The sequence below is a fragment of the Lysinibacillus sp. FJAT-14222 genome (assembly GCF_001278875.1).
GTDB lineage: Bacteria > Bacillota > Bacilli > Bacillales_A > Planococcaceae > Lysinibacillus > Lysinibacillus agricola.
In genome coordinates this window covers 92551-114091 of sequence record NZ_LIYL01000001.1, presented here as the reverse complement: position 1 = coordinate 114091, position 21541 = coordinate 92551, and the positions used below count along the sequence as shown (strand labels likewise).

18 protein-coding genes are annotated in these 21541 nt (G+C 38.6%); 2 read left to right on the top strand and 16 right to left on the bottom strand.

The genetic code is table 11. From position 1 onward, the window contains the following. Window positions 1-112 precede the first annotated feature (112 nt). From AN161_RS00405 to citZ, 6 genes are all read right to left on the bottom strand, one after another. Window positions 113-1648, bottom strand: a complete 1536-nt coding sequence (locus AN161_RS00405) for an ATP-binding protein (RefSeq protein ID WP_053592400.1) — start codon at window positions 1646-1648, stop codon at window positions 113-115. Next, complete coding sequence (locus AN161_RS00400; protein WP_053592399.1) at window positions 1645-2361, bottom strand: response regulator transcription factor; 717 nt, start codon at window positions 2359-2361, stop codon at window positions 1645-1647. Before AN161_RS00400 ends, AN161_RS00405 begins: the two co-directional genes overlap by 4 nt. 43 nt (window positions 2362-2404) lie before the next feature. Beyond that, complete coding sequence (locus AN161_RS00395) at window positions 2405-2854, bottom strand: MaoC/PaaZ C-terminal domain-containing protein (RefSeq protein WP_082339553.1); 450 nt, start codon at window positions 2852-2854, stop codon at window positions 2405-2407. A gap of 323 nt (window positions 2855-3177) precedes the next feature. Then, entirely contained in the window at window positions 3178-4116 is a 939-nt protein-coding gene (gene mdh, locus AN161_RS00390) for a malate dehydrogenase (protein WP_053592397.1), read from the bottom strand. 318 nt (window positions 4117-4434) lie between these two features. Beyond that, on the bottom strand, window positions 4435-5697 hold the full coding sequence (icd, locus tag AN161_RS00385) for an NADP-dependent isocitrate dehydrogenase (protein ID WP_053592396.1): 1263 nt from the start codon (window positions 5695-5697) through the stop codon (window positions 4435-4437). 80 nt (window positions 5698-5777) lie between these two features. Continuing rightward, on the bottom strand, window positions 5778-6893 hold the full coding sequence (gene citZ / locus AN161_RS00380) for a citrate synthase (RefSeq protein WP_053592395.1): 1116 nt from the start codon (window positions 6891-6893) through the stop codon (window positions 5778-5780). A gap of 252 nt (window positions 6894-7145) precedes the next feature. On the opposite strand from citZ, the gene AN161_RS00375 reads away from it, so the two are divergent. Then, a complete protein-coding gene (locus AN161_RS00375) occupies window positions 7146-8111 on the top strand; it encodes an AI-2E family transporter (protein ID WP_075807141.1) in 966 nt (321 codons plus the stop codon). Here the strand turns inward: AN161_RS00375 and AN161_RS00370 are convergent. The 9 genes from AN161_RS00370 to AN161_RS00335 form a co-directional block, all read right to left on the bottom strand. Beyond that, the gene (locus AN161_RS00370) at window positions 8095-8484 is read right to left on the bottom strand and encodes an FxsA family protein (protein WP_053592393.1); all 390 of its coding nucleotides are present in this window, start codon (window positions 8482-8484) and stop codon (window positions 8095-8097) included. The genes AN161_RS00375 and AN161_RS00370 overlap by 17 nt on opposite strands. Before the next feature lie 379 nt (window positions 8485-8863). Beyond that, window positions 8864-10624 (bottom strand): pyruvate kinase, encoded by a 1761-nt coding sequence (pyk, locus tag AN161_RS00365; protein ID WP_053592392.1) that lies wholly within the window; start codon window positions 10622-10624, stop codon window positions 8864-8866. A gap of 27 nt (window positions 10625-10651) precedes the next feature. Further along, window positions 10652-11611, bottom strand: a complete 960-nt coding sequence (gene pfkA, locus AN161_RS00360) for a 6-phosphofructokinase (protein ID WP_053592391.1) — start codon at window positions 11609-11611, stop codon at window positions 10652-10654. A 722-nt stretch (window positions 11612-12333) separates the two neighbouring features. After that, entirely contained in the window at window positions 12334-13290 is a 957-nt protein-coding gene (locus AN161_RS00355; RefSeq protein WP_053592390.1) for an acetyl-CoA carboxylase carboxyltransferase subunit alpha, read from the bottom strand. Continuing rightward, the gene (accD, locus tag AN161_RS00350; protein WP_053592389.1) at window positions 13283-14131 is read right to left on the bottom strand and encodes an acetyl-CoA carboxylase, carboxyltransferase subunit beta; all 849 of its coding nucleotides are present in this window, start codon (window positions 14129-14131) and stop codon (window positions 13283-13285) included. Before accD ends, AN161_RS00355 begins: the two co-directional genes overlap by 8 nt. A 21-nt stretch (window positions 14132-14152) precedes the next feature. Beyond that, window positions 14153-14794 carry a GntR family transcriptional regulator gene (locus AN161_RS00345; protein WP_053592388.1) on the bottom strand — a complete coding sequence of 214 codons (642 nt, stop codon included), beginning with the start codon at window positions 14792-14794 and terminating at the stop codon, window positions 14153-14155. Between the two features lie 318 nt (window positions 14795-15112). After that, window positions 15113-18196, bottom strand: coding sequence for a DNA polymerase III subunit alpha (gene dnaE / locus AN161_RS00340; RefSeq protein ID WP_053592387.1), 3084 nt, complete (start codon window positions 18194-18196; stop codon window positions 15113-15115). A gap of 108 nt (window positions 18197-18304) precedes the next feature. After that, window positions 18305-18427 carry a hypothetical protein gene (locus AN161_RS30900; protein ID WP_277815911.1) on the bottom strand — a complete coding sequence of 41 codons (123 nt, stop codon included), beginning with the start codon at window positions 18425-18427 and terminating at the stop codon, window positions 18305-18307. Between the two features lie 169 nt (window positions 18428-18596). Then, complete coding sequence (locus tag AN161_RS00335; RefSeq protein WP_143114526.1) at window positions 18597-19541, bottom strand: bifunctional oligoribonuclease/PAP phosphatase NrnA; 945 nt, start codon at window positions 19539-19541, stop codon at window positions 18597-18599. A 90-nt stretch (window positions 19542-19631) separates the two neighbouring features. On the opposite strand from AN161_RS00335, the gene AN161_RS00330 reads away from it, so the two are divergent. Next, window positions 19632-19937, top strand: coding sequence for a YtpI family protein (locus AN161_RS00330; RefSeq protein ID WP_053592385.1), 306 nt, complete (start codon window positions 19632-19634; stop codon window positions 19935-19937). Window positions 19938-20177: 240 nt separating this feature from the next. On the opposite strand, the gene AN161_RS00325 is transcribed toward AN161_RS00330, so the two are convergent. Then, window positions 20178-21485, bottom strand: coding sequence for a DRTGG domain-containing protein (locus AN161_RS00325; protein WP_053592384.1), 1308 nt, complete (start codon window positions 21483-21485; stop codon window positions 20178-20180). Between the last annotated feature and the right edge of the window lie 56 nt (window positions 21486-21541).

The following is a 21541-nucleotide window of genomic DNA, read 5'->3' as shown; positions in this document are numbered from 1 at the left end:
TAAGTAAAGATTTCTTAGCCAATTTATAGTCTTATCAATTATATAGGGGGTTTCTATTAATAAGTATAAGCCCCCATTGTGAATCTAAAATTGTGCTATTGTAAAGAAATCGTTAATTTTTCGGGATCATGACAATCATTTTTGTGCCTACGCTAACTTCACTTTCTACTTGAATGCGACCATGATGCGCCTCTACTAAGTGTTTAACAATAGCAAGCCCTAAACCTGTTCCCCCAGAATTCCGGCTTCGCGCACGATCCACACGATAAAATCGTTCAAAGACACGGGCTATTTCATGCTTTTCAATCCCTATACCCTGATCCTCTATTTCAATAATGCCGTACGTTTCATTTTCCTTTAATCGAATTGTAACGGTTGTATTTTCTGGCGAGTACGTAATGGCATTGGTAATTAAATTAGTGACAATTTGAATGATACGATTCGCATCACCCATAACCTGGACATCACGTTCTATATCAACATGAAAGCTCATATTTTTCTCATCTAGACGAGGTCCTGTCAGCTCTGCTCCACGTATAAGTACATCTTGCAAGCCCATCGGCATTATATTAACGGTAAAACCATGCTGTTCAATTTTCGATAACTCTAGTAAGTCCTGGATTAGCATCTGTAGACGGTTACTTTCTTTATAAATGATCTCTAAAAAAGATAGCAACATTTTTTCGTCCTTATAGGCCCCATCAAGTAAAGTTTCCGAAAAACCTTTAATAGATGTAATAGGTGTACGCAATTCATGAGATACATTGGCCACAAAGTCCTTACGAATCTGCTCTAAACGAACAAGCTCCGTAATATCGTGCATAACAATAACGACACCAAGCCATCGACCATGATCTCCTATAACAGGTGCTCCATACACTTCCTTATTATAAAGCTCCTGTTGGACCTCCATTTTAATTTGTTGTCGATAAGGCATTTCTGTTAGAAACACATGGTCGATAAACTGCTCCATTGATTTAGGTAAACCTATAGTACGAAAGACTTTTCCTTGCACATCGTCAATTTGCATACCGAAACGCTCTAAAAATACACGGTTCACGATAGATATATTCCCCTCACGTCCAATCATCATGAGGGAACTTCCCATGTTTTCAATTAACGTTTTAAGCCTTTCCTCTTCTACCTCACGAATCGTCGTAATATCCTGTAAATTACGCGCTAAAATATTGATAGAGTGACTAAGTGGCATCATACGTTCATGCTCATTTTCATGGGCACGTGCACGATAATTTCCCTTTGCCAGCTCAAGTGCTGTATCTGTTACGTTATCAATAGGAGCGGTGAAATTTCGAATCATATAGCGACAGACAACAGCTATTAATATAAGCGTGATTGTAAACAAAATCGCTAGCACTACATAAACTCGTGCACGAACATTCGATAATATTGTGTCCTTTGCTTCAATGTTTTGAGCAGTATACAGTGCCTCTTTATCTTCCTTAGATAGTTCAATCTTTCGTTCATCTAATACTTGACTGATGGATTCTTGCATCTGCGAACTCGCCTGCTCATTGTACTGTTCTATATAAACAGGAAAAAGCTGACCTATAACAATCATTAGGACAGCTAGTATCGTTCCAAGCAATAGCATGAATGTCAAGAATAAGCGGTTGCTCATTGATTTCATGTCGTCTTCGGCTCCTCAAATTTATAGCCAAGGCCGCGAATTGTTTTGATGAACATCGGCTTACGGCTATTTTCCTCGATTTTATCGCGAAGGTGGCTAATGTGTACATCCACAATTCGAGTATCGCCAGCAAAATCATACTTCCATACAGCACTTAATAGCTGATCACGCGTTAAAACACGGTTTTTATTTTCAAGTAAGTAAATGAGTAACTCAAATTCCTTTGGTGTAAATTCCAGCGCCTCATCTTGTAAAAACACTTCAAAACGCTCAGGAAAGACACGCAATTGTCCAAACTCATACATTTTCTCTTTAGGCACATTCTTATCTTCTGCCACAACATTTTGTGTAAAACGTCTTAATACAGCCTTTACCCGCGCTAACACTTCGCGTGGACTAAAAGGCTTCGTCATATAATCATCTGCCCCTAGCTCTAGACCAAGTACTTTGTCGAACTCGTCATCCTTTGCTGTTAACATAATAATAGGTGTATTCATACGTTGTTGACGAATTTGTTTACATACCTCCATACCATCAAGCCTTGGAAGCATCAAATCTAATAGAATTAAATCTGGCTGTAAGTCAATTGCCTTATCAAGCCCTTCTTGACCATCTGCAGCTGTTTCTACAACATAGCCAGCCTGCTCTAAATTATATTTCAATAATGTCGCAATAGAAAATTCATCTTCTACAACTAAAATCGTTTTTGTCATGTGTTATGCCTCCGATAGTGATTTGAAACCCCCATTTCAAATCTCAAGACGTCAATAATGCAATAGGTGGCGTCACTAGCAATGTACCTTCAATCACAAGTTGCTTTTTCTCATTATATGAGTGCACAGATACAGTAATTGTATTTTGTATTTTATTTACTTCTGTTACCTCTAAAAGCGTATCAAACAATTCATAATGATAGAGAGGTCCTAAATATTTTAAATGTTGCTCAATAATTCGTGCACCTGGTCCAGGTATATACTTTGACACAGCTGACGTAATAATACCATTTAACATGATCGTTGGTACGATTGGCTTTTGAAAAGGTGTCATCGCAGCATAATCATGTTGAATATAAAGCGGATTACTATCATTTGTAAGCCCTAAATAAAGCAATAAATCCTTATCTTCTATCTTTTCGGTAATATGAATTTTCTCGCCAACTGTAATTTCGTCAATAGTGAGACCAAGCTTACTGTTTTTTTGAAGCAAAAATACGCCAACCCCTTTTCTATCATATACCTTCATAGTATCAATTTTATTCCAAAAGTACAACGAAAAGCAGAATAACCATTTTATCTTCATTTAGCATTTTTTTATTTGTAACAAATAGAACGCGACAGCTACCATTACACCAAAGCGAAATTGATAAAAGTTTACTACCAAAACGTGGGGTTGATTTCCGTTCCACGCCACTCGCTTTGCAAAAGAGTCATACTTTAATTAATATGACACTTTAATTTCATTGACATAATAGTTTTTCAACAACATAAAATCGAGTAGGAATGAATCCCACTCGATTTCATAAACTTTTATTAAGCTAAAACTTTCATAACGTCGCGGACAGCCTCTGCCGATTTATCTAAAGCTGCCTTTTCATTGTCTGTTAATTCAAGTTCGAAGATTTTTTCGATACCATTTGCTCCAAGTAATGTCGGAACACCTAAATATAAATCATTGTAGCCATATTCGCCCTCTAAGTATGCGATAGATGGAAGTATACGTTTTTGGTCTTTAATGATAGCTTCCGCCATTTCAATAAGTGCCGCCGAAGGAGCATAATATGCAGAACCATTACCAAGGAGGTTAACGATTTCAGCACCACCGTTACGTGTACGATCAACAATCTCTTCAAGACGATCAGCCGGGATTAATGTTTCTAATGGAATACCACCCGCGAATGAGTAACGAGTAAGTGGCACCATTGTATCACCATGACCACCTAAAACAAAACCAGTGATGTCTTTTACTGAGATATTAAGCTCTTCAGCAACAAACGCACAGAAACGAGCCGTATCAAGAACTCCTGATTGACCGATTACACGATTTTTAGGGAAACCAGTTTCTTTGTAAACAGTGTAAGTCATTGCATCAACTGGGTTTGTAAGAACGAGGATTGTTGCATTTGGTGAGTAATTCGCAATTTCCTTGGAAACAGCTTTCATAACACCTTGGTTAATTTGAACAAGATCGTCACGGCTCATACCTGGTTTACGAGCAACACCAGCAGTGATGATTACTACATCTGAATCTGCAGTATCCGCATAATTGGAAGTACCTTTAACATAAGAATCATAGCCTTGCACTGGTGCAGCTTCCCACATATCTAGAGCTTTACCTTTTGTTGGGTTTTCAGCTTGTGGGATATCCACTAACACTACATCACCAAGTTCTTTTTGAGCTGCTAAAAATGCTGCAGTAGCGCCAGTAAAACCGCTACCGATTACTGAGATTTTTTTTCGTTTCAGAGACATTCGAATACGCTCCTTTAAAATTAGGTTTTATAATCAATTATGCCTCGGCATAATTGCGTCAGGAATCGGCTTTGTGCAAGCACAAAGCACTCCTTTCCGATTCCGTGACATCCGCCGGAGGCTTCTTTCAGCGGTTGTTTAAACACCCACTGAAAGAAATTAAAAAAGGGAGGAGAATAAATTCTCCTCCCTCGATTAAACAAGTTCATCGTAAATATTTTATTAAGCTAAGGTCAATAGAAATTTACATTTCACCCTAATTATATCGGCAGAATATACTTCCGCTTTAACTATAATTTCTATTTTTAGAATAGAAAATTATAGGTTTTTGATTAATTCAGTAGCGAATTCTGAACATTTTACTTCTTTAGCGCCGTCCATTAAACGAGCGAAGTCGTAAGTTACAACTTTAGAAGAAATTGTTTTCTCTACAGATTTAGTAACCATGTCAGCTGCTTCTTGCCATCCTAAGTGTTCAAGCATTAATACACCTGAAAGTAATACTGAAGATGGGTTTACTTTATCTTGACCAGCATATTTTGGAGCTGTACCGTGAGTAGCTTCGAAGATCGCGTGTCCAGTTACATAGTTAATGTTTGCGCCTGGAGCGATACCGATACCACCAACTTGTGCAGCTAATGCGTCAGAAATATAGTCACCGTTTAAGTTCATTGTAGCTACTACATCGAACTCAGTTGGACGAGTTAAGATTTGTTGTAAGAAGATATCAGCGATAGAATCTTTAACTAAGATTTTACCAGCTGCTAAAGCGTCAGCTTGCGCTTTGTTTGCTGCTTCTTCACCTTGTTCAGCTTTAATTGCATCATATTGATTCCAAGTGAAAGTTTGATCAGCAAATTCTTTTTCAGCTAATTCATAACCCCATTTTTTGAATCCACCTTCAGTGAATTTCATGATGTTACCTTTGTGTACTAAAGTAACAGATGGGCGTTTATGTTTAATTGCATATTCGATAGCAGAACGTACTAAACGCTCAGTACCTTCTTTAGATACAGGTTTTACACCGATACCAGAAGTTTCTGGGAAGCGGATTTGATTAACACCAAATTCAGTTTGTAGGAAGTTGATGATTTTTTGTGCTTGTTCTGAACCAGATTCGAATTCAATACCAGCGTAGATGTCTTCTGTGTTTTCGCGGAAGATAACCATTTCAACGTCTTCTGGGCGTTTAACTGGAGAAGGTACTCCATCAAAGTGACGTACTGGACGTAAGCATACATATAGGTCAAGCTGTTGACGTAATGCTACGTTTAGAGAGCGGATACCACCACCGATTGGAGTAGTAAGAGGACCTTTGATTGCGATTAAGTATTCGTTAATTTTGTCTAAAGTTTCTTGTGGTAACCATTCACCAGTTTGGTTGAATGCTTTTTCACCAGCTAAAACTTCTAACCATTCGATTTTCTTTTCACCGTTGTAAGCTTTTTCTACTGCTGCGTCGATTACGCGTGATGCTGCAGCCCAAATATCTGGACCGATTCCGTCACCTTCGATGAAAGGAATCACCGGATTGTTTGGTACATTAAGTACGCCATTTTCAACTACAATTTTGTTTGACATTGCTGTTGCCTCCTAAATTCATAATCATAGGACTGTGTTATAGGTAACACAGTCCCAAATATTCTAGCATATTTTCCAAATTAGCGCTCGCTGACTGGAATATATTTTTGCATACCTGGTCCAACATACTCTGCACGTGGACGGATTAGGCGGTTGTTAGCATATTGCTCTAGAATATGAGCTACCCAACCAGAAGTACGTGATACTGCGAAAATTGGTGTGAATAGGTCATGATCAATACCTAAAGAATCATACACTGACGCAGAGAAGAAGTCTACGTTTGCAGGTAATTTCTTTTGTTCTACGATCATGTCATGGATTTTAACTGACATTTCATAAAGCTCTGGTTTACCAGTTAACTCAGTTAATTTTTGTGACATTACACGTAAGTGTGGTGCACGTGGGTCGCCTTTGCGGTATACGCGGTGACCGAAGCCCATGATTTTTTCTTTGTTGTCTAATTTATTTTGAATATAAGATTCAACGTTTTCAAGTGAGCCAATTTCAGTTAACATTTTCATAACTTGCTCGTTTGCACCACCATGAAGTGGTCCTTTTAATGCACCGATAGCTGCAGTTACACCAGAATAAACATCTGATAATGTAGCTACACATACACGTGCTGTGAATGTAGATGCATTTAATTCGTGGTCAGCATGTAATACTAATGCTTTGTCGAATGCTTCAACTTCAATTGCTGCTGGTTCTTCACCTTTAAGCATGTATAAGAAGTTTGCTGCATATCCTAATTCTGGTTTTGGTGCAACTGGCTCTAAACCTTTACGAACACGCGCAAATGCAGTAACTACTGTAGCAATCTTAGCTTGTAAACGGATAGCTTTACGGTAGTTAGCTTCTGGATCCATAACATCCGCTTCGTCATCGAATACACCAAGTAAAGATACTGCAGTACGTAGTGCAGCCATTGGATGTACAGTTGAAAGTGGGTACGTTTTGAATTGGTCTACAATTGCTTGCGGAATAGACATGTTGTCCGCCAATTGTTGTTTTAATTCAGCTAACTCGTCCGCTTTTGGTAAACGAGTATGCCATAATAAATAAATTACCTCTTCAAATGACGCATTCTCTGCTAAATCATCAATGTTGTAACCAACATATGTAAGTGTGTCATCGATGATTGAGCTGATTTTAGATTCCGCTGCTACGATACCTTCTAAACCTTTAGTTGCTGACATAAATTATCGCTCCCTCATATTTATATTTTGTAGTTGTAAATGCATTTTGTAGGTCACATTTACGTTTTTTGCTCATATGAACCATTAAGTAAATCGCTTACATTGCTATTATAATCATTTTTGACAGCTTTGTGAATGAAAATCCTCCGAATAAAGAAAAAGGCGATCGAGCGATTATATATACGCTTTAAAGAGAGTCTTTTGCATTTTTTGACATTGATTCATTATTTGAAAAGGGGTGAATTTGTTAAAATGAGGAATATTAAATATTTTTCATACGAAAGAACTACAAGTATTTTATTTTTTATATTCTATTTGGTAATACTTTGGTTCGTATTGCCTGTATCACTTGCAATTTTCTTGTCTTTTTCTACGTATCCTATCATAAAATTTCTTCACTCTTATTGTAGGATCACCTATTGGCTTGCAGCAATTATTGTGGAAGCACTCATACTAACTTGCATTTTTCTTCTCGTTATCATATCTATAAACAGCATTATTCTTGTCTTCCCTGAAATTCGAGACACACTACAAAATTTCCCACTTTTCAATGAATATGAATCAATGTTCATGCAAGTCCTAAAGGAAAAATCACTTTCTATATTCGATTCAACCTTAGTATATATAGCAAATATTTTCCAATTATTAATGAAGCATGTAATTGAAGTATTTATATTCCTTGTCGCATACTATTTCGCCCTATTAGAAACTCGCAAATCTCGATATTGGTTCTTTCAATATGTGCCAAAAAAATTTCGCAATGAGTGGCAGTCACATTTTTCTAAAATTATGCAACTATTTCATTACTTTATATTCGTGGAGTTTCAGCTATTCACGATCACACTGCTCATTCTTTGTGCGGGATTTTTGATTCTTCAATTTGAACAAGCCATCATTAAAGCATTTATAGTAGCTTTTGCAGATGTACTTCCATTCTTCGGCATCGGAGTGTTTCTTGTGCCAATGAGCTTTTATTTTTACTTAAAAGGAAATACCTTTTTATGTGTGGCTATTTTACTTTTGTATCTATTCGTTCAATTAACAAGGCAGCTAGCTGATTCTATGCTTTGGTCAAATACGCTACAATTGCGAACATTCCATACCTTTTTCATCAGTGCTGCCTCTATTTTATTATTTGGTTTTTACGGTATTTTACTTAGCCCCGTATTTTTATTTTTGGCGGTTAAACTAAAGGAAAATACTATTTTTGAACGATGATAAATTGACCTTTTTTCATTTTTTTACGCATCCAATAATAAAAGACTGGTTGGAACATTTTACGAGAAAAAGGCATGAGTAGTAATAAACCAATAAGATCCGTTAAAAAACCTGGTAATGCTAAAAGTACACCACCGCTAAAATTTAACACTGTATCAATTAAAGCTGGCCCTGGAGCCTCTCCACGTGCTATCGTATTTTTTACCTTTTGTACAGAATTCATACCTTTATTTTTCACTATATAAATACCTATAATACTCGTAGCAACTATGAGCAATAGTGTACTTAATACACCAATATTTTTACCAATTACTATTAATAACGCCAACTCGGCTAATGCGTAGACAATGAAACCAAGAAAAATTTTTCGCATATTTTTCTCCTTCCTATCTAAAAAAGCTATACCTTTTATACGTTATTATAGCCCATTTAGTTTCATAAAAAAACAATGAGCCCTATTTAAAGAGTTGACGACGCTAAGATTTCGGTGAAAAACCGCAAAATGCTATTTACTTCTTTATTATAAGAAAAGCTCTAGTACAATTATTTGCACTAGAGCTTTTTTATAGAATCAATTATGCCTCGGCATAATTGCGTCCGGAATCGGCTTTGTGCTTAGGCCTGCACGATGCAGGTCAGTTAGCTGTTATCGCATGGATGCGATGATTTTAGGCTAACATCCTCTAAGAATTCCTTTACGATTCCGTGACATCCGTCGAAGGCCATAACTTCTTTCAGCGGCCACCCGGAAGTTAAAGAACACTTGCATGCCCTTTGTATATAACTCCAGTTTCAGCATCCATCGTAATTTCTTGATCGTGGCGGATCAATGTAGTGGCTTCTTTTACTCCGACGATAACAGGAATGCCAAGGCTCAGCCCTACAACCGCAGCATGACTTGTAAGCCCGCCTTCCTCTGTAATCAGACCGATGCAGTTTTCAATTGCTGGCATCATATCGCGATCTGAACCAACCGTTACTAAAATGCATCCGTCTGTATCATACGCTAGTGCCTCTGCTGCATTTTTTGCAACAACTGTTTTACCTACTACTGAAGCCTTACCGATACCTTGACCACGGGCTAGTAAATCTCCGATGATGTGTACCTTCATTAAGTTAGTAGTACCTGCTTCACCTACTGGTACACCCGCTGTAATAACAACTGCATCACCGTGTGTTACAAAGCCATGCTTTAAGCTTTCATCAACAGCTAGCTCTAAAATTTCATCTGTTGTCGTTACACGTTGACATACAACTGGGTATACACCCCAAACTAATGTTAATGTGTTAGCTGTATTGGCAGAGCCTGTTACAGCGACAATTGGTACACCTGGGCGATATTTTGCAATCATTCTAGCTGTGTTACCACTTTCTGTTGGTGCTAGTACTGCTTTCACGCCTAAGTTAATCGAAGTGTAAGCTACTGCCTGAGAAATTGCCTCAGTCATATTTGCCTCTTTTTCACGACTACGTGTAGAGACAACCGCCTTATAATCTAATGAATTTTCTGTACGCTGTGCGATTTTATTCATTGTTTGTACAGACTCTACTGGATAAAGTCCCGCTGCAGTTTCACCAGACAGCATAATCGCATCTGTACCATCGATAATTGCGTTTGCTACGTCACTTGCCTCTGCTCGCGTTGGACGTGGATTACGCTGCATCGAATCTAACATTTGTGTAGCTGTAATAACTGGTTTACCTACTTGATTACATTTTAAAATTAATTTCTTTTGTACAAGTGGTACTTCTTCTGCCGGAATTTCTACACCAAGGTCACCGCGTGCTACCATTAATCCATCTGAAACTAAGATGATTTCATCGATATTATCGACACCCTCTTGGTTCTCGATTTTCGGGATAATTTGAATATGGCTACCACCATTTTGTTCAAGCAATTCTCGAATCTCTAGTACATCCTTTGCTCGACGAACGAATGAGGCTGCAATAAAATCAACGCCTTGCTTAATACCGAATAGAATGTCTTGGGCATCTTTTTCTGTAATTCCTGGAAGCTGTACAGAAACACCTGGCACGTTAACACCCTTTTTATTTTTTAAGACACCTGCATTTTCAACTATCGTATGAATAAGACCTTTTTCCATATCAGTTGCTAATACACGTAATTGAATAAGACCATCATCTAATAAAATAATTGAGTTTTGCTCAACGTCCTCGATTAAGTGATCATATGTGACAGAAAAGCTTGTCTCTGTTCCTTCGACTTCGGTCATTGAGATATCAATCACTTGCCCTGCCGCTAAATGTAATTCCCCATTTTTCATATTATGTGTACGAATTTCAGGGCCTTTTGTGTCGAGTAAAATACCAACTGGCTTGCTTAATTTCTGTGCTACTTCGCGAATTAAATTAATACGTCCTTCATGCTCTTCATGAGAACCATGTGAAAAATTTAAGCGGGCAACATTCATACCTGCTTCAATTAGTTTCTCTAAAGTTTCTGGTGACTCACTTGCTGGACCAATTGTACATACGATTTTTGTTTTTCTCATTTTCTGCCCACTCCGTTTTATGCCAAATTATATTGATAGTTCTTTCATTAAAGTATATAAACTTACATCTGACTCATGATTTTTTTCGAAAGCCTCAGGCATATCATAGTCTATAACCTGATGATTGCGGATACCAACCGCCCTGCCAGACTTTCCTTCCATTAGTAATTCAACTGCATGAGCACCAAATTGACTTGCCAGAACACGATCACGTGCAGTAGGTGAGCCGCCACGCTGGATATGTCCAAGAACAGAAACACGCGTCTCTTTTCCTGTTTTTTCTTTTAATATTTTTGCCAAATCACTACCAGACATGACACCTTCAGCGACTATAATAATGCTATGCTTTTTCCCACGCGCTGCACCACGGTCTAAGCGTGCCACAATGTCATCCAAATTATAATCTTCTTCTGGAATTAAAACTGTTTCAGCACCAGCTGCAAGACCTGCCCATAATGCAATATCTCCTGCATCTCGCCCCATTACCTCAACGATAAAGGAATTTTCATGGGAAGTTGCTGTATCGCGGATTTTATCAATGGATTCCACAACCGTATTTAGTGCAGTATCGAATCCTATAGTATACTCGGTTCCTGGTACGTCATTATCGATTGTGCCTGGTACGCCAACAACAGGAAAGCCTTTCTTCACTAAATCCATCGCACCGCGGTAGGAACCATCGCCACCAATAACGACGAGTCCTTCAATGCCAGCTTCATGCATATTGTCAATGCCTCGCTGCTGAACAGCGTCTTCTTTAAATTCAGGACATCTTGCAGAATTTAAATGTGTACCACCACGTTGAATAATGCCACCTACTGAACCTAAATCAAGATTTTCCATACTTCCATTTATTAAGCCATCATAGCCGTGCTTAATTCCGACAACATCAATTCCATGATATGCTGCCTTACGAACGACTGCACGAATAGCTGCATTCATTCCTGGCGCATCTCCACCACTTGTTAATACCGCAATTTTTTTCATTGTCGAACCTCCTGCAGATACTATTATTATTCACATTAACATGAAAAAACAAACTATGTAAGGGCTCTGAGGCTACAAAAACATAACTTTTACATAAAAAATAAAAAGAATGCGCTTTCACACACTCTTTCCATACAAAAACATCCGAAATCTAACATTTTTTCAAGAAGTCTGGCGTTATTTTTGCGCTGTTTTCTTCTTCCGTTATTAGAGCTTTTTATCAATCTAAGACACAAATTAGCTTCCTCATCATAGTTTATTGTTAATTTCCGTTCCGCCTGTACGCTTTTCATGGGCATCCGATGAGCGTTTAGAGAAACAAATGGTTTCTGTGCGAAAGCGTAGTGCTAACGTAGCGACAGCAACAAATGGTTTCCGGGCGAAAGCGTAGTGCTAACGTAGCGACAGCAACAAATGGTTTCTGTGCGAAAGCGTAGTGCTAACGTAGCGACAGCAACAAATGGTTTCTGTGCGAAAGCGTAGTGTTAACGTAGCGACAGCAACAAATGGTTTTTGTGCGAAAACGAGCGCGGGAACACGACGTTGGTCACGAAGGCGTTATCACAGGACGTGATGTTTTTTAGCCTCCGTTTCTATACAACATTCGTTCCAATTTTTTCCCTAGGGAGTTGCCCAGTCTCCACTCCAATCAACTAACTAACAAAATCTTTACAATTCTTGTTACTGACCACTTTTAATGAAAAAACATAAAATATGTGAATTTAAGCTTCTGTATATTGTCCGATCTTTCTGAACTTCTCATAACGGTCTTCAATCAATTGTTCGCTATTTAAAGAATTTAATGCTTTTAAAGTGTCACTAATACATTCTTTTATATAAAGTGCTTGCTTCGCTACATTGCGATGTGCTCCACCTGTTATTTCAGGGACTATCCCATCAATAACGCCAAGCTCTTTTAAGTCAGGTGCTGTTATTCGCATTGCTTCTGCTGCTTGCTTCGCAAGACTACCATCACGCCATAAAATCGAAGCAGCCCCTTCTGGTGAGATAACCGAATACGTTGAGTTTTCTAACATAAAGACACGATTCGCTACACCTAATGCAATTGCACCACCACTTCCGCCTTCCCCAATAACGATAGTAATTACTGGTACTGTTAAACCCGCCATTTCGACTAGATTTCTGGCAATCGCTTCACTTTGACCACGTTCCTCAGCTGCCTTACCCGGATAAGCACCTTTTGTATCAATAAAACAAATAATTGGGCGCTTAAATTTCTCAGCCTGCTTCATTAAGCGTAATGCCTTACGATATCCTTCAGGGTGTGGCATACCAAAATTCCGACGAATGTTTTCTTTAGTTGATTTTCCGCGTTGGTGTCCAACAATTGTTACTGGCTGACCTTCAAAGACAGCGATTCCTCCAAGAATAGCCGCATCATCACCAAATGTACGATCTCCATGTAATTCAATAAAGTTTTCGCACATAGCTTCTATATATTGTAATGTCGTTGGTCGTTCTGGATGTCTAGCAACCTGTACACGATCCCATGGTTTCATATTGGCATAAATGGATTGTTCTAGCTGTGTTAGGCGTGTTTCTAGCTTTTCGATTTCGCCTGTCATGTCTACATCCGCATCGGCAGCAATTGTTTTTAATTCATCAATTTTTTCACGTAATTGTACTACTGGTTCTTCAAACGCTAAATTTTTAGACATGTTGCACGCCGCCTTTCGTATGCATTTTTACAAGCATTGCTACTTGGTTTCGTAAATCTTTTCGATGGAAGATTGCATCAAGCTGACCATGCTCTAGTAAAAATTCTGCCGTTTGGAAATCACTTGGTAGTTTTTCTCTAACTGTTTCTTCAATTACACGACGACCAGCAAAGCCAATTAAAGCTTGTGGTTCAGCAATATTAATATCTCCAACAGAGGCAAAGCTTGCCGAAACGCCACCTGTTGTCGGATGCGTCAATATAGAAATAAACAATAATCCTTCATCACTATGACGTTTTAATGCTACACTCGATTTCGCCATTTGCATTAATGATAGAATGCCTTCTTGCATGCGAGCTCCACCACTAGCAGTAAAAATAATAAACGGTACACGTAATTCAGTAGCTTTTTCAACGGCACGTGTGATTTTTTCTCCTACAACTGAGCCCATTGAGCCCATACGGAAATGAGAATCCATAATTGCTACAACAATTTCTTCTCCATCAAGAGTACCTACCCCAGTCAGTACAGCTTCGCTTAATCCCGTTTTTTGTTGATCCACTGAAATTTTTTCTACATAAGCAGGGAAATTAAGTGGATTACTTGTTTGTAAATGATCATCCATCGAAACAAATGACCCTTCATCTAAGAAATATGCTACGCGCTCTTGGGCAGTCATTTTGAAATGATGGTCACATTTTGTACATACTTTATGATTTTTTTCTAATTCCTTCGTTAATTGAATATGACGGCATTCGGGACATTTTGTCATAAGTCCTTCTGGAAATCCCTTTTCTTGTCCGTCATCTTTCTTTTTGCTAAATAAGCTGCGTATTGCCATGTTCGACTCCCCCTTTGTTGTCTAAATGCTTTGTACAGTCTTCATCCACTGCTCGTAAGCTTTAAATGCTTCTTTTTCATAGCCAAGCTGCATCGATTTCAACATAGTTTGAATGATTAATTTTTCATCTTCAGTTGAGTTTCGATTTAAACGGTCACCATCATAAGCTGCTAACTGAAACCAGATTTTCAATGAAAGACGATTTCCTGACGTGATTAATATTTCTCGTAAAACATCCCGACAATTAATCGTACCTTCTATCTCTAGCTTTACAAAAAAACTGTCCCACACAGGTAGTGTTCGCAGAGTCTCTGTACAACTTATTACGCGAATGGCTTCCATTTCATGAATTTGTCGCGTTAATTCGACATCCTTTTTCGATTTTTCATCTTCTAATATAAACATCGACAGTATTTCTACGAGCTGATGCTTATGTGTGGAAGCTAGAAACGTACCTCCACCATGTCTCGTTTCAATAAGACCTAACAATTCTAAGCTTCGCAATGCCTCTCTCACAGAGGATCGCCCGACACCTAGACGCTCTGAAAGGACTCGTTCGGAAGGTAGCTTTTCGCCAGCTTGTATTTTTTCCATTTTAATAAGTTGACGTAATTGTTGGACGATTTCTAAAAACACTTTCTTTTGTTCGGTTTTTGTATCCATACGATCAACTCCTCTTAATCAATTTCGCCTTGGCGTAATTGCGTCCGGATTTTGAATTGTGCCCGCACAATTCATTCCTTTCAAAATCCGTGACATCCGCCGGAGGCTTTATCTTCATTCAGTAGCTGTTTGGATACCTTTGAAAAGGAACTACATCCACATTCATACACCACCTTCAGAAGTGGGAGTCTTTTACTGAATGAAGATAAAAGTGGTCTGGCCACTTTTCAACATTGACTATAGCTTACAAAAAAACTGTTAAAAAGTAAAGAAAAAACTGCATAATAATCTATGCAGTTTCTAAAATCTTCTTTAATTTCATATTTTTTTTGTCGTTTGTGCATGTTTTACTTTTACCTGAGGCTTACCAAAACGTCTTTCTAGCGTCCCCTCAATATAAAGCAATTCATCTTCAAGTAATAGCTCTTGAACAAGATGAAAAACCTGCGGGAATAAGGTTACAGATACCGTTCCAAATTCATCCTGAAGCTGAACAAAAGCCATTTGCTCCCCTTTTTTTGTGCGTATTTTTTTCACTTCTTCTATCATGCCAATTATTTTCACATACGTTCCCTCACGTGCATGCTTTAACTCTCGACACGTACTATTTACTTCATTCCAAAAAGCTCTTTCCTCTGTGACTGGATGGGCCGAAATATAGAAACCGAGACTTTCCTTCTCATGTAATAATTTTTCCTTTTGCGACATCGCTTCCGCTTCCATATACTTTGGCTTACCAAAACTAAAGGCAGTAGCCGATTCGATATCAATATCGTCAGTTGGTCGTAGTAACTCAGCATGCTTCAAGGCTGCCTCTAATGTCGCTATCAGTATAGCACGATCTTTGTCCAAATAATCGAGAGCCCCAGCGAAAATTAAAGACTCCATAACTTTCGGTTTAAAATGCTGTGCGCTTACAGCAACTGCCAAGTCAAATAAATTATTAAATGCTTCTGCATTCGTTTGGCGTAAGGCATTAACTGTTTCTATAAATGTATAGGGTACACCCTTTATTCCAGATAAGCTATAGCGAACTCCGTCCTTTTCAACAGTGAAAAATTTCGTACTATGTTTTAATGAGGGTGGGTAAAACGGTATCCCCTTCTCTTTTGCCTCACTCAGAAGCTGTTGAATTTTTTCCACATTTCCAGTTGCATTTGATAATAACGCAGCATAAAAACTTAGTGGGAAATGTGCCTTTAAATAGGCCATTTGATAAGAAATAACACTATATGCCACAGCATGACTTTTAGGGAAACCATAGTCTGCAAAGCGCACAATTAATGCATACACGTCTTCCGCCACAGGAATATCAAAGCCTTGCTTCATTGCTCCATTGACAAATGTGGCACGCTGCTCCTCTAATACTTGACGATTTTTCTTACTTACTGCTCGACGCAATAAATCCGCTTGTCCCATCGTAAAACCAGCCATCACCGAGGCAATTTGCATGATCTGCTCTTGATAAACTATAACACCAAATGTTTCCCGTAAAATGGGCTCTAACGCTGGGTGTGGCATAATAACCGGTTCCTTCCCTGCTTTCCGTCTTGCATAGGCAGGAATAAAATCCATTGGGCCCGGACGATACAACGCATTGACTGCTACTATATCTAAAAAATGGGTTGGATGAATATCACGTAAAGCTTGTTTCATACCTTCAGATTCTAATTGAAAAATACCTAATGTATCTCCCATTTGAAGAAGCTGAAATGTCTTTTCATCTTGCATTGGTATAAGCTCAAACTCTATCCAAGGGCCACCTGCTTTATAAATTGACCAACGCACCTGCTCTAATATTGTCAGATTGCGCAAACCTAAAAAATCCATTTTAACAAGCCCACAAGCTTCTACATCTCCCATTGGCCATTGCGTACAATATATTTCATCATGTCCCTCTTCAATCGGTATCGTATTAACTAGTGGTGATGGTGCTAGCACAATCCCAGCCGCATGAGTAGAAGAATTTCTTGGCAATCCTTCTAGTTTTAACGCCACCTCTAACCAGCGACGATGCTGCTCATCCTCTGCTAGCCAGCCTTGTAAGCCTTGTGATTCGGCCACAGCTCTTTGCAGTGTTATCCCAGGTTTATTCGGAATCATTTTTGAAATTTTTTCCAATGTTTCAGCTTCAAAACCAAAGACACGGGCAACATCTCTAGCAACTGCCTTAGCAGATAATGTGCCAAATGTAATAATTTGCGCTACATTTGATTTTCCATATTTTTGAGCGACATAGTGGATCACTTTTTGTCTTTTACTGTCGACAAAATCAATATCTATATCTGGTAGTGTGACACGTTCAGGATTTAAAAATCGTTCAAATAATAAGCCGTAAACTAGTGGATCTACTTGTGTAATAGATAGACTATAGGCTACAAGAGAACTTGCTGATGAACCACGACCAGGGCCAGTTAAAATACGGTTCTCTTTAGCAAAATGCATAAAATCTGCAACAATTAAAAAATAATCTGCAAAGCCCATTGAACAAATAATTTCCAGCTCATACTGAAGTCGCTCCCGATAAACTTGAGGGATTTCAGTTTGCTTGAAACGCTCTGCTAATCCTGTAAATGCCTCTTTGACAAGCAAGCTTTCGGCTGTTTCATTTGTTGGCACAGGAAATTTAGGCATTTGCACGTGCATTTCAGGGATTTCCGCTGTACAGCTAGCTAACATCGCAGCACTAGCATCAAGCCATTCCGGGTGATCCGCAAACCAGCTTCGCCATTCTTCCGCTGTTGGAGCGAAATAACCTTGCACATGCGCTGATAACATTGTACCAGTGAGCTTTTCACCTGTATCAATTGCTCTTGCAACTTCAAAGGCAAAATGATCTTCTGGACGTAAAAAATAACAGCTCTGTGAGGCAACCATCGTTATGTTCTCAGTTTCACACCATGTTACATACGATTCTTCTTTTTCGGCTATCATTCCTGCTGGTCTTGCTATACCCATAAATAAATGCTTACCAAATACCTTGTTGAGAGCACTCGCTACTTCAGTCCAATCCTCCATTTCTACTAAATCATCAGAAGAAAGTAATGCCATACAGCCTGTTGCATACCCTTCCAGCCATTTCCACGGAAGTACGTCATCCTCCCTAATCGAAACGGCACTACTAATCTTTAAAAGGTGCTGATAGCCTTCTTGTGTCTGAGCATACAACACAAGTGGAACCTTTCTTTCCTGCCACTGTACGTTTATCGAAAGCCCTAATACAGCATGAATATTTGCTTGCTGTAATGCTTTACAAAAAGGCAAAAGCCCGTACAATTTCGAATTGACTATTGCACAGGCCTGAGTATTTTGCTCTTGTAAAAAAGGGACCAATTGTTCAAGCCGAATCGTGCTTTTTAATAAATCCGCGCTCGTATGCATTTTCGTGTATACATGTGTCAAATGAATCCCTTCCTTTCTTTCTAGGTAATATATTTCAATAACAATGCATTATTATCATAGCTAAAGCACGTTCTTATTATCTTGAGTTTAACAGGTTATTGCCAAATATTAGATTATCACCATAACGTATGGTTGATTTTCCGTTCCGTCTGGGCGCTTTGTAGCTGTCGCTTTGCTTTCGCTACAGAAAACATTTGTTGCTGCCGCTACGCTTTCGCACAGATAAAACATTACCGATGTTGGTCACGAAGGCGTTATCACAGGACGTGATGGTTTTAGCCTTTGTTCCTCTATTGCTAATCCCCTAGGAGTGCCCAGCCTCCACTCCAATCAACTTATATATGGCATACGTTTAACAAATGTCATCCACAACTTTTGGTGATGAGCCAAATATTCATGTTTATTGATACGCCTTACAAATTTCCTGTAATCTCGTTATAACACGATCTGCTTCTTCCCATGAGTAAGCTGTTGCACCAGAAGCGAGCGGATGTCCACCACCATTAAATTCCTTGGCCAAAGTGTTAATAATAGGGCCTTTTGAGCGTAAACGTACACGAATCTGATCGGCCTCTTCAATGAAGACTACCCAAGCACAAATACCTTTCACACTTCCAAGACAGCCGACTAACAGAGACGCTTCTGACGCTACAACATTGAATTCTGCCAGCAATTCCTTTGTCAGCTTAATATGTGCCGCCCCATACTCATCCATTTTGAAATTTTGATAAATATACCCCTGTAAATTTAAAACCTTTTGATCCATTTCATACATTCCATCGAAAATTTGATTTCGATCAAAATCATATGTAATAAGCTCCCCTGCAATTTTAAAAGTTTTGACTGTCGTACTTGGGAATTGGAATCGTCCTGTATCTCCTACAATACCAGCGAATAATAATCTTGCAGCTGCGTCAGATAACGTCCAGTTTGCTACTTCTTTCCCTTCCTCAAAAAGCTCATAAATCATTTCACTACAAGAGCTCGCAGTTGTATCCACCCATAGTAAATCACCATATGCATCATCATTTGGATGGTGGTCTATTTTAATGACCATTTTTCCTTTTGTATAGCGTTGATCGTCAACACGTTCAGTATTTGCCGTATCTGTCACAATAACTAAAGCATTATCGTATACATCATCCGTAATGTGATCTGGCTTCGCTAAAAATGATAAAGATTCATCATGTTCACCTACAGCAAAAACCTTCTTTTCAGGATAATTTGCTAAAATGAGCTCTTTTAAGCCTTGTTGAGATCCGTAAGCGTCCGGATCTGGACGTACATGGCGATGAATAACGATCGTTTCATATGAAGCAATTGTGTCGATGATTTGTCTTTTCAAATTAATTTCCCCCAAAATGATAGTAATAACCGTTAGCATTTTTCTTCAATAATCGTTACAATAATGACTAGTTATGCTAGGAGGTTTACTATGCTCAATTTAATATTTGTTTTTGCAATAATCATATCATTTGTTTTCTATTTTTATTTTAAAACAAAACAGTTTCGTTCACCATTACCCATTGCTAAAAATTGGTACAAAAGTAAAGCCAATGTAAGTTTTGGCGCATTTATTCTTGTATTTGGTTTCAATCAAGCGTATTTATTCCCTGGGTTATATACATTTATTATTGTAGCAATTCTTGTCGTTTTAGGCATCTTTGTTGTTATCGAAAATATTAAAAAGGTTCGTCACTACGGTCAATTTGTTGACGAAGAGTACCGAATTAACCAATGAATAATCAATTATGCCTCGGCATAATTGCCGCTGACGCTTCGCTTTCGCGCAGATAAACAATGCGTTGGAATCGGCTTTGTGCCTAGGCCTGCACGATGCAGATCAGTCGTTTTCGCATGGATGCGATGATTTTAGGCTAACATCCTTTTTTAGAACTCCCTTCCGATTCCGTGACATCCGTTGAAAGAAGTGAAAGGGATGACCTAGCATTTGTCCTAGGCCATCCCTTTTTGTGTCTTCTTAACGTTCTAGTAGTTGGAACATCATCATTGCCTTTCCGACAAGCATTTGTTGATTAAACACTTCGAAGTCCATTTTCACAAACTTACGACTCATGTCTAATATTCGAGGCCTTACCGTAAGAGTACTTTCCATTTGCACAGGCTTGATGAAATAAATCGTCATGTTTTCAGCAACTGCATCCCCACGTTTCCGGCGCTTTAACGCAAATGACCCTACTTCTGCTAACAAAGTTGTAAATGCTCCGTAAGAAATTGCCCCATATTGGTTTGTCATTTGAGGTGTTACTTTAAACTCTACGATTAATTCTTCATCGCCAAGCACCTTCATCTCATTTTTCACTAAATCATCAATTGTTTCACCATGCTGCGGCTGTCTTTGTGCAAGCTGAAGCGCCTTTAGTACATCTTGTCGACTAATTACACCTTGTAAAACATTGTCATCATCAACAATTGGTAACAGGTCAATCCCTTCCCAAATCATACGATGTCCTGCCGAAGCAACACTCATTTTCATCGATCCAGCAATCGGATTTTTTGTCATAACCTTTTCAATAAGCTCGTTTTCTTCTCGACCGATAACGTCTTTTACTGTAATCATCCCAATAAGCTTATTGTTTGCTGTAACAACAGGGAATGCACCATGAGTTGTTCGTTCATTTAGCTTGTGGAAATGTTGAATTGTTTCATCATTTCGAAGAACAGAAGTATCAGTCATCGGCACAAAAATATCTTCAATAAATAAAATATCCTTTTTGATTAATTGGTCATAAATTGCACGGTTAATCATTGTTGCCACAGTAAAGGTATCATAGCTTGTTGAAATGATCGGTAAGTCCAAGGAATCTGCAAGTAACTTGTTTTCCTCAGTTGTATCAAAGCCCCCTGTAATTAAAACAGCTGCACCCGCTCGCAGTGCATTTTCATGTGCTTTAATACGGTTACCAACGATGAGCAAGCTTCCTGCATCTGTATAACGCATCATATCTTCTAATTGCATGGCACCAATAACAAATTTCGTTAACGTTTTATGTAGACCTGTTTTTCCACCTAAAACTTGGCCGTCTATTATATTAACGATTTCAGCGAAGGTTAATCGCTCAATATTCTCTTTCTTTTTCTTCTCAATACGAATTGTTCCAACACGTTCAATAGAGCTTACTAAACGACGATTTTCCGCTTCCTTAATGGCACGGTAAGCCGTTCCCTCACTCACCTGCATTTCCTTTGCAATTTGACGTACTGAAATTTTATCGCCCACGGGTAGTGATTCGATGTATTGTAAAATCTTCTCATGTTTTGTAGACAAAATATCACCTATTTCTCAATCATCAATTCTGCTCTTAGTGTACCATATTTTTTATG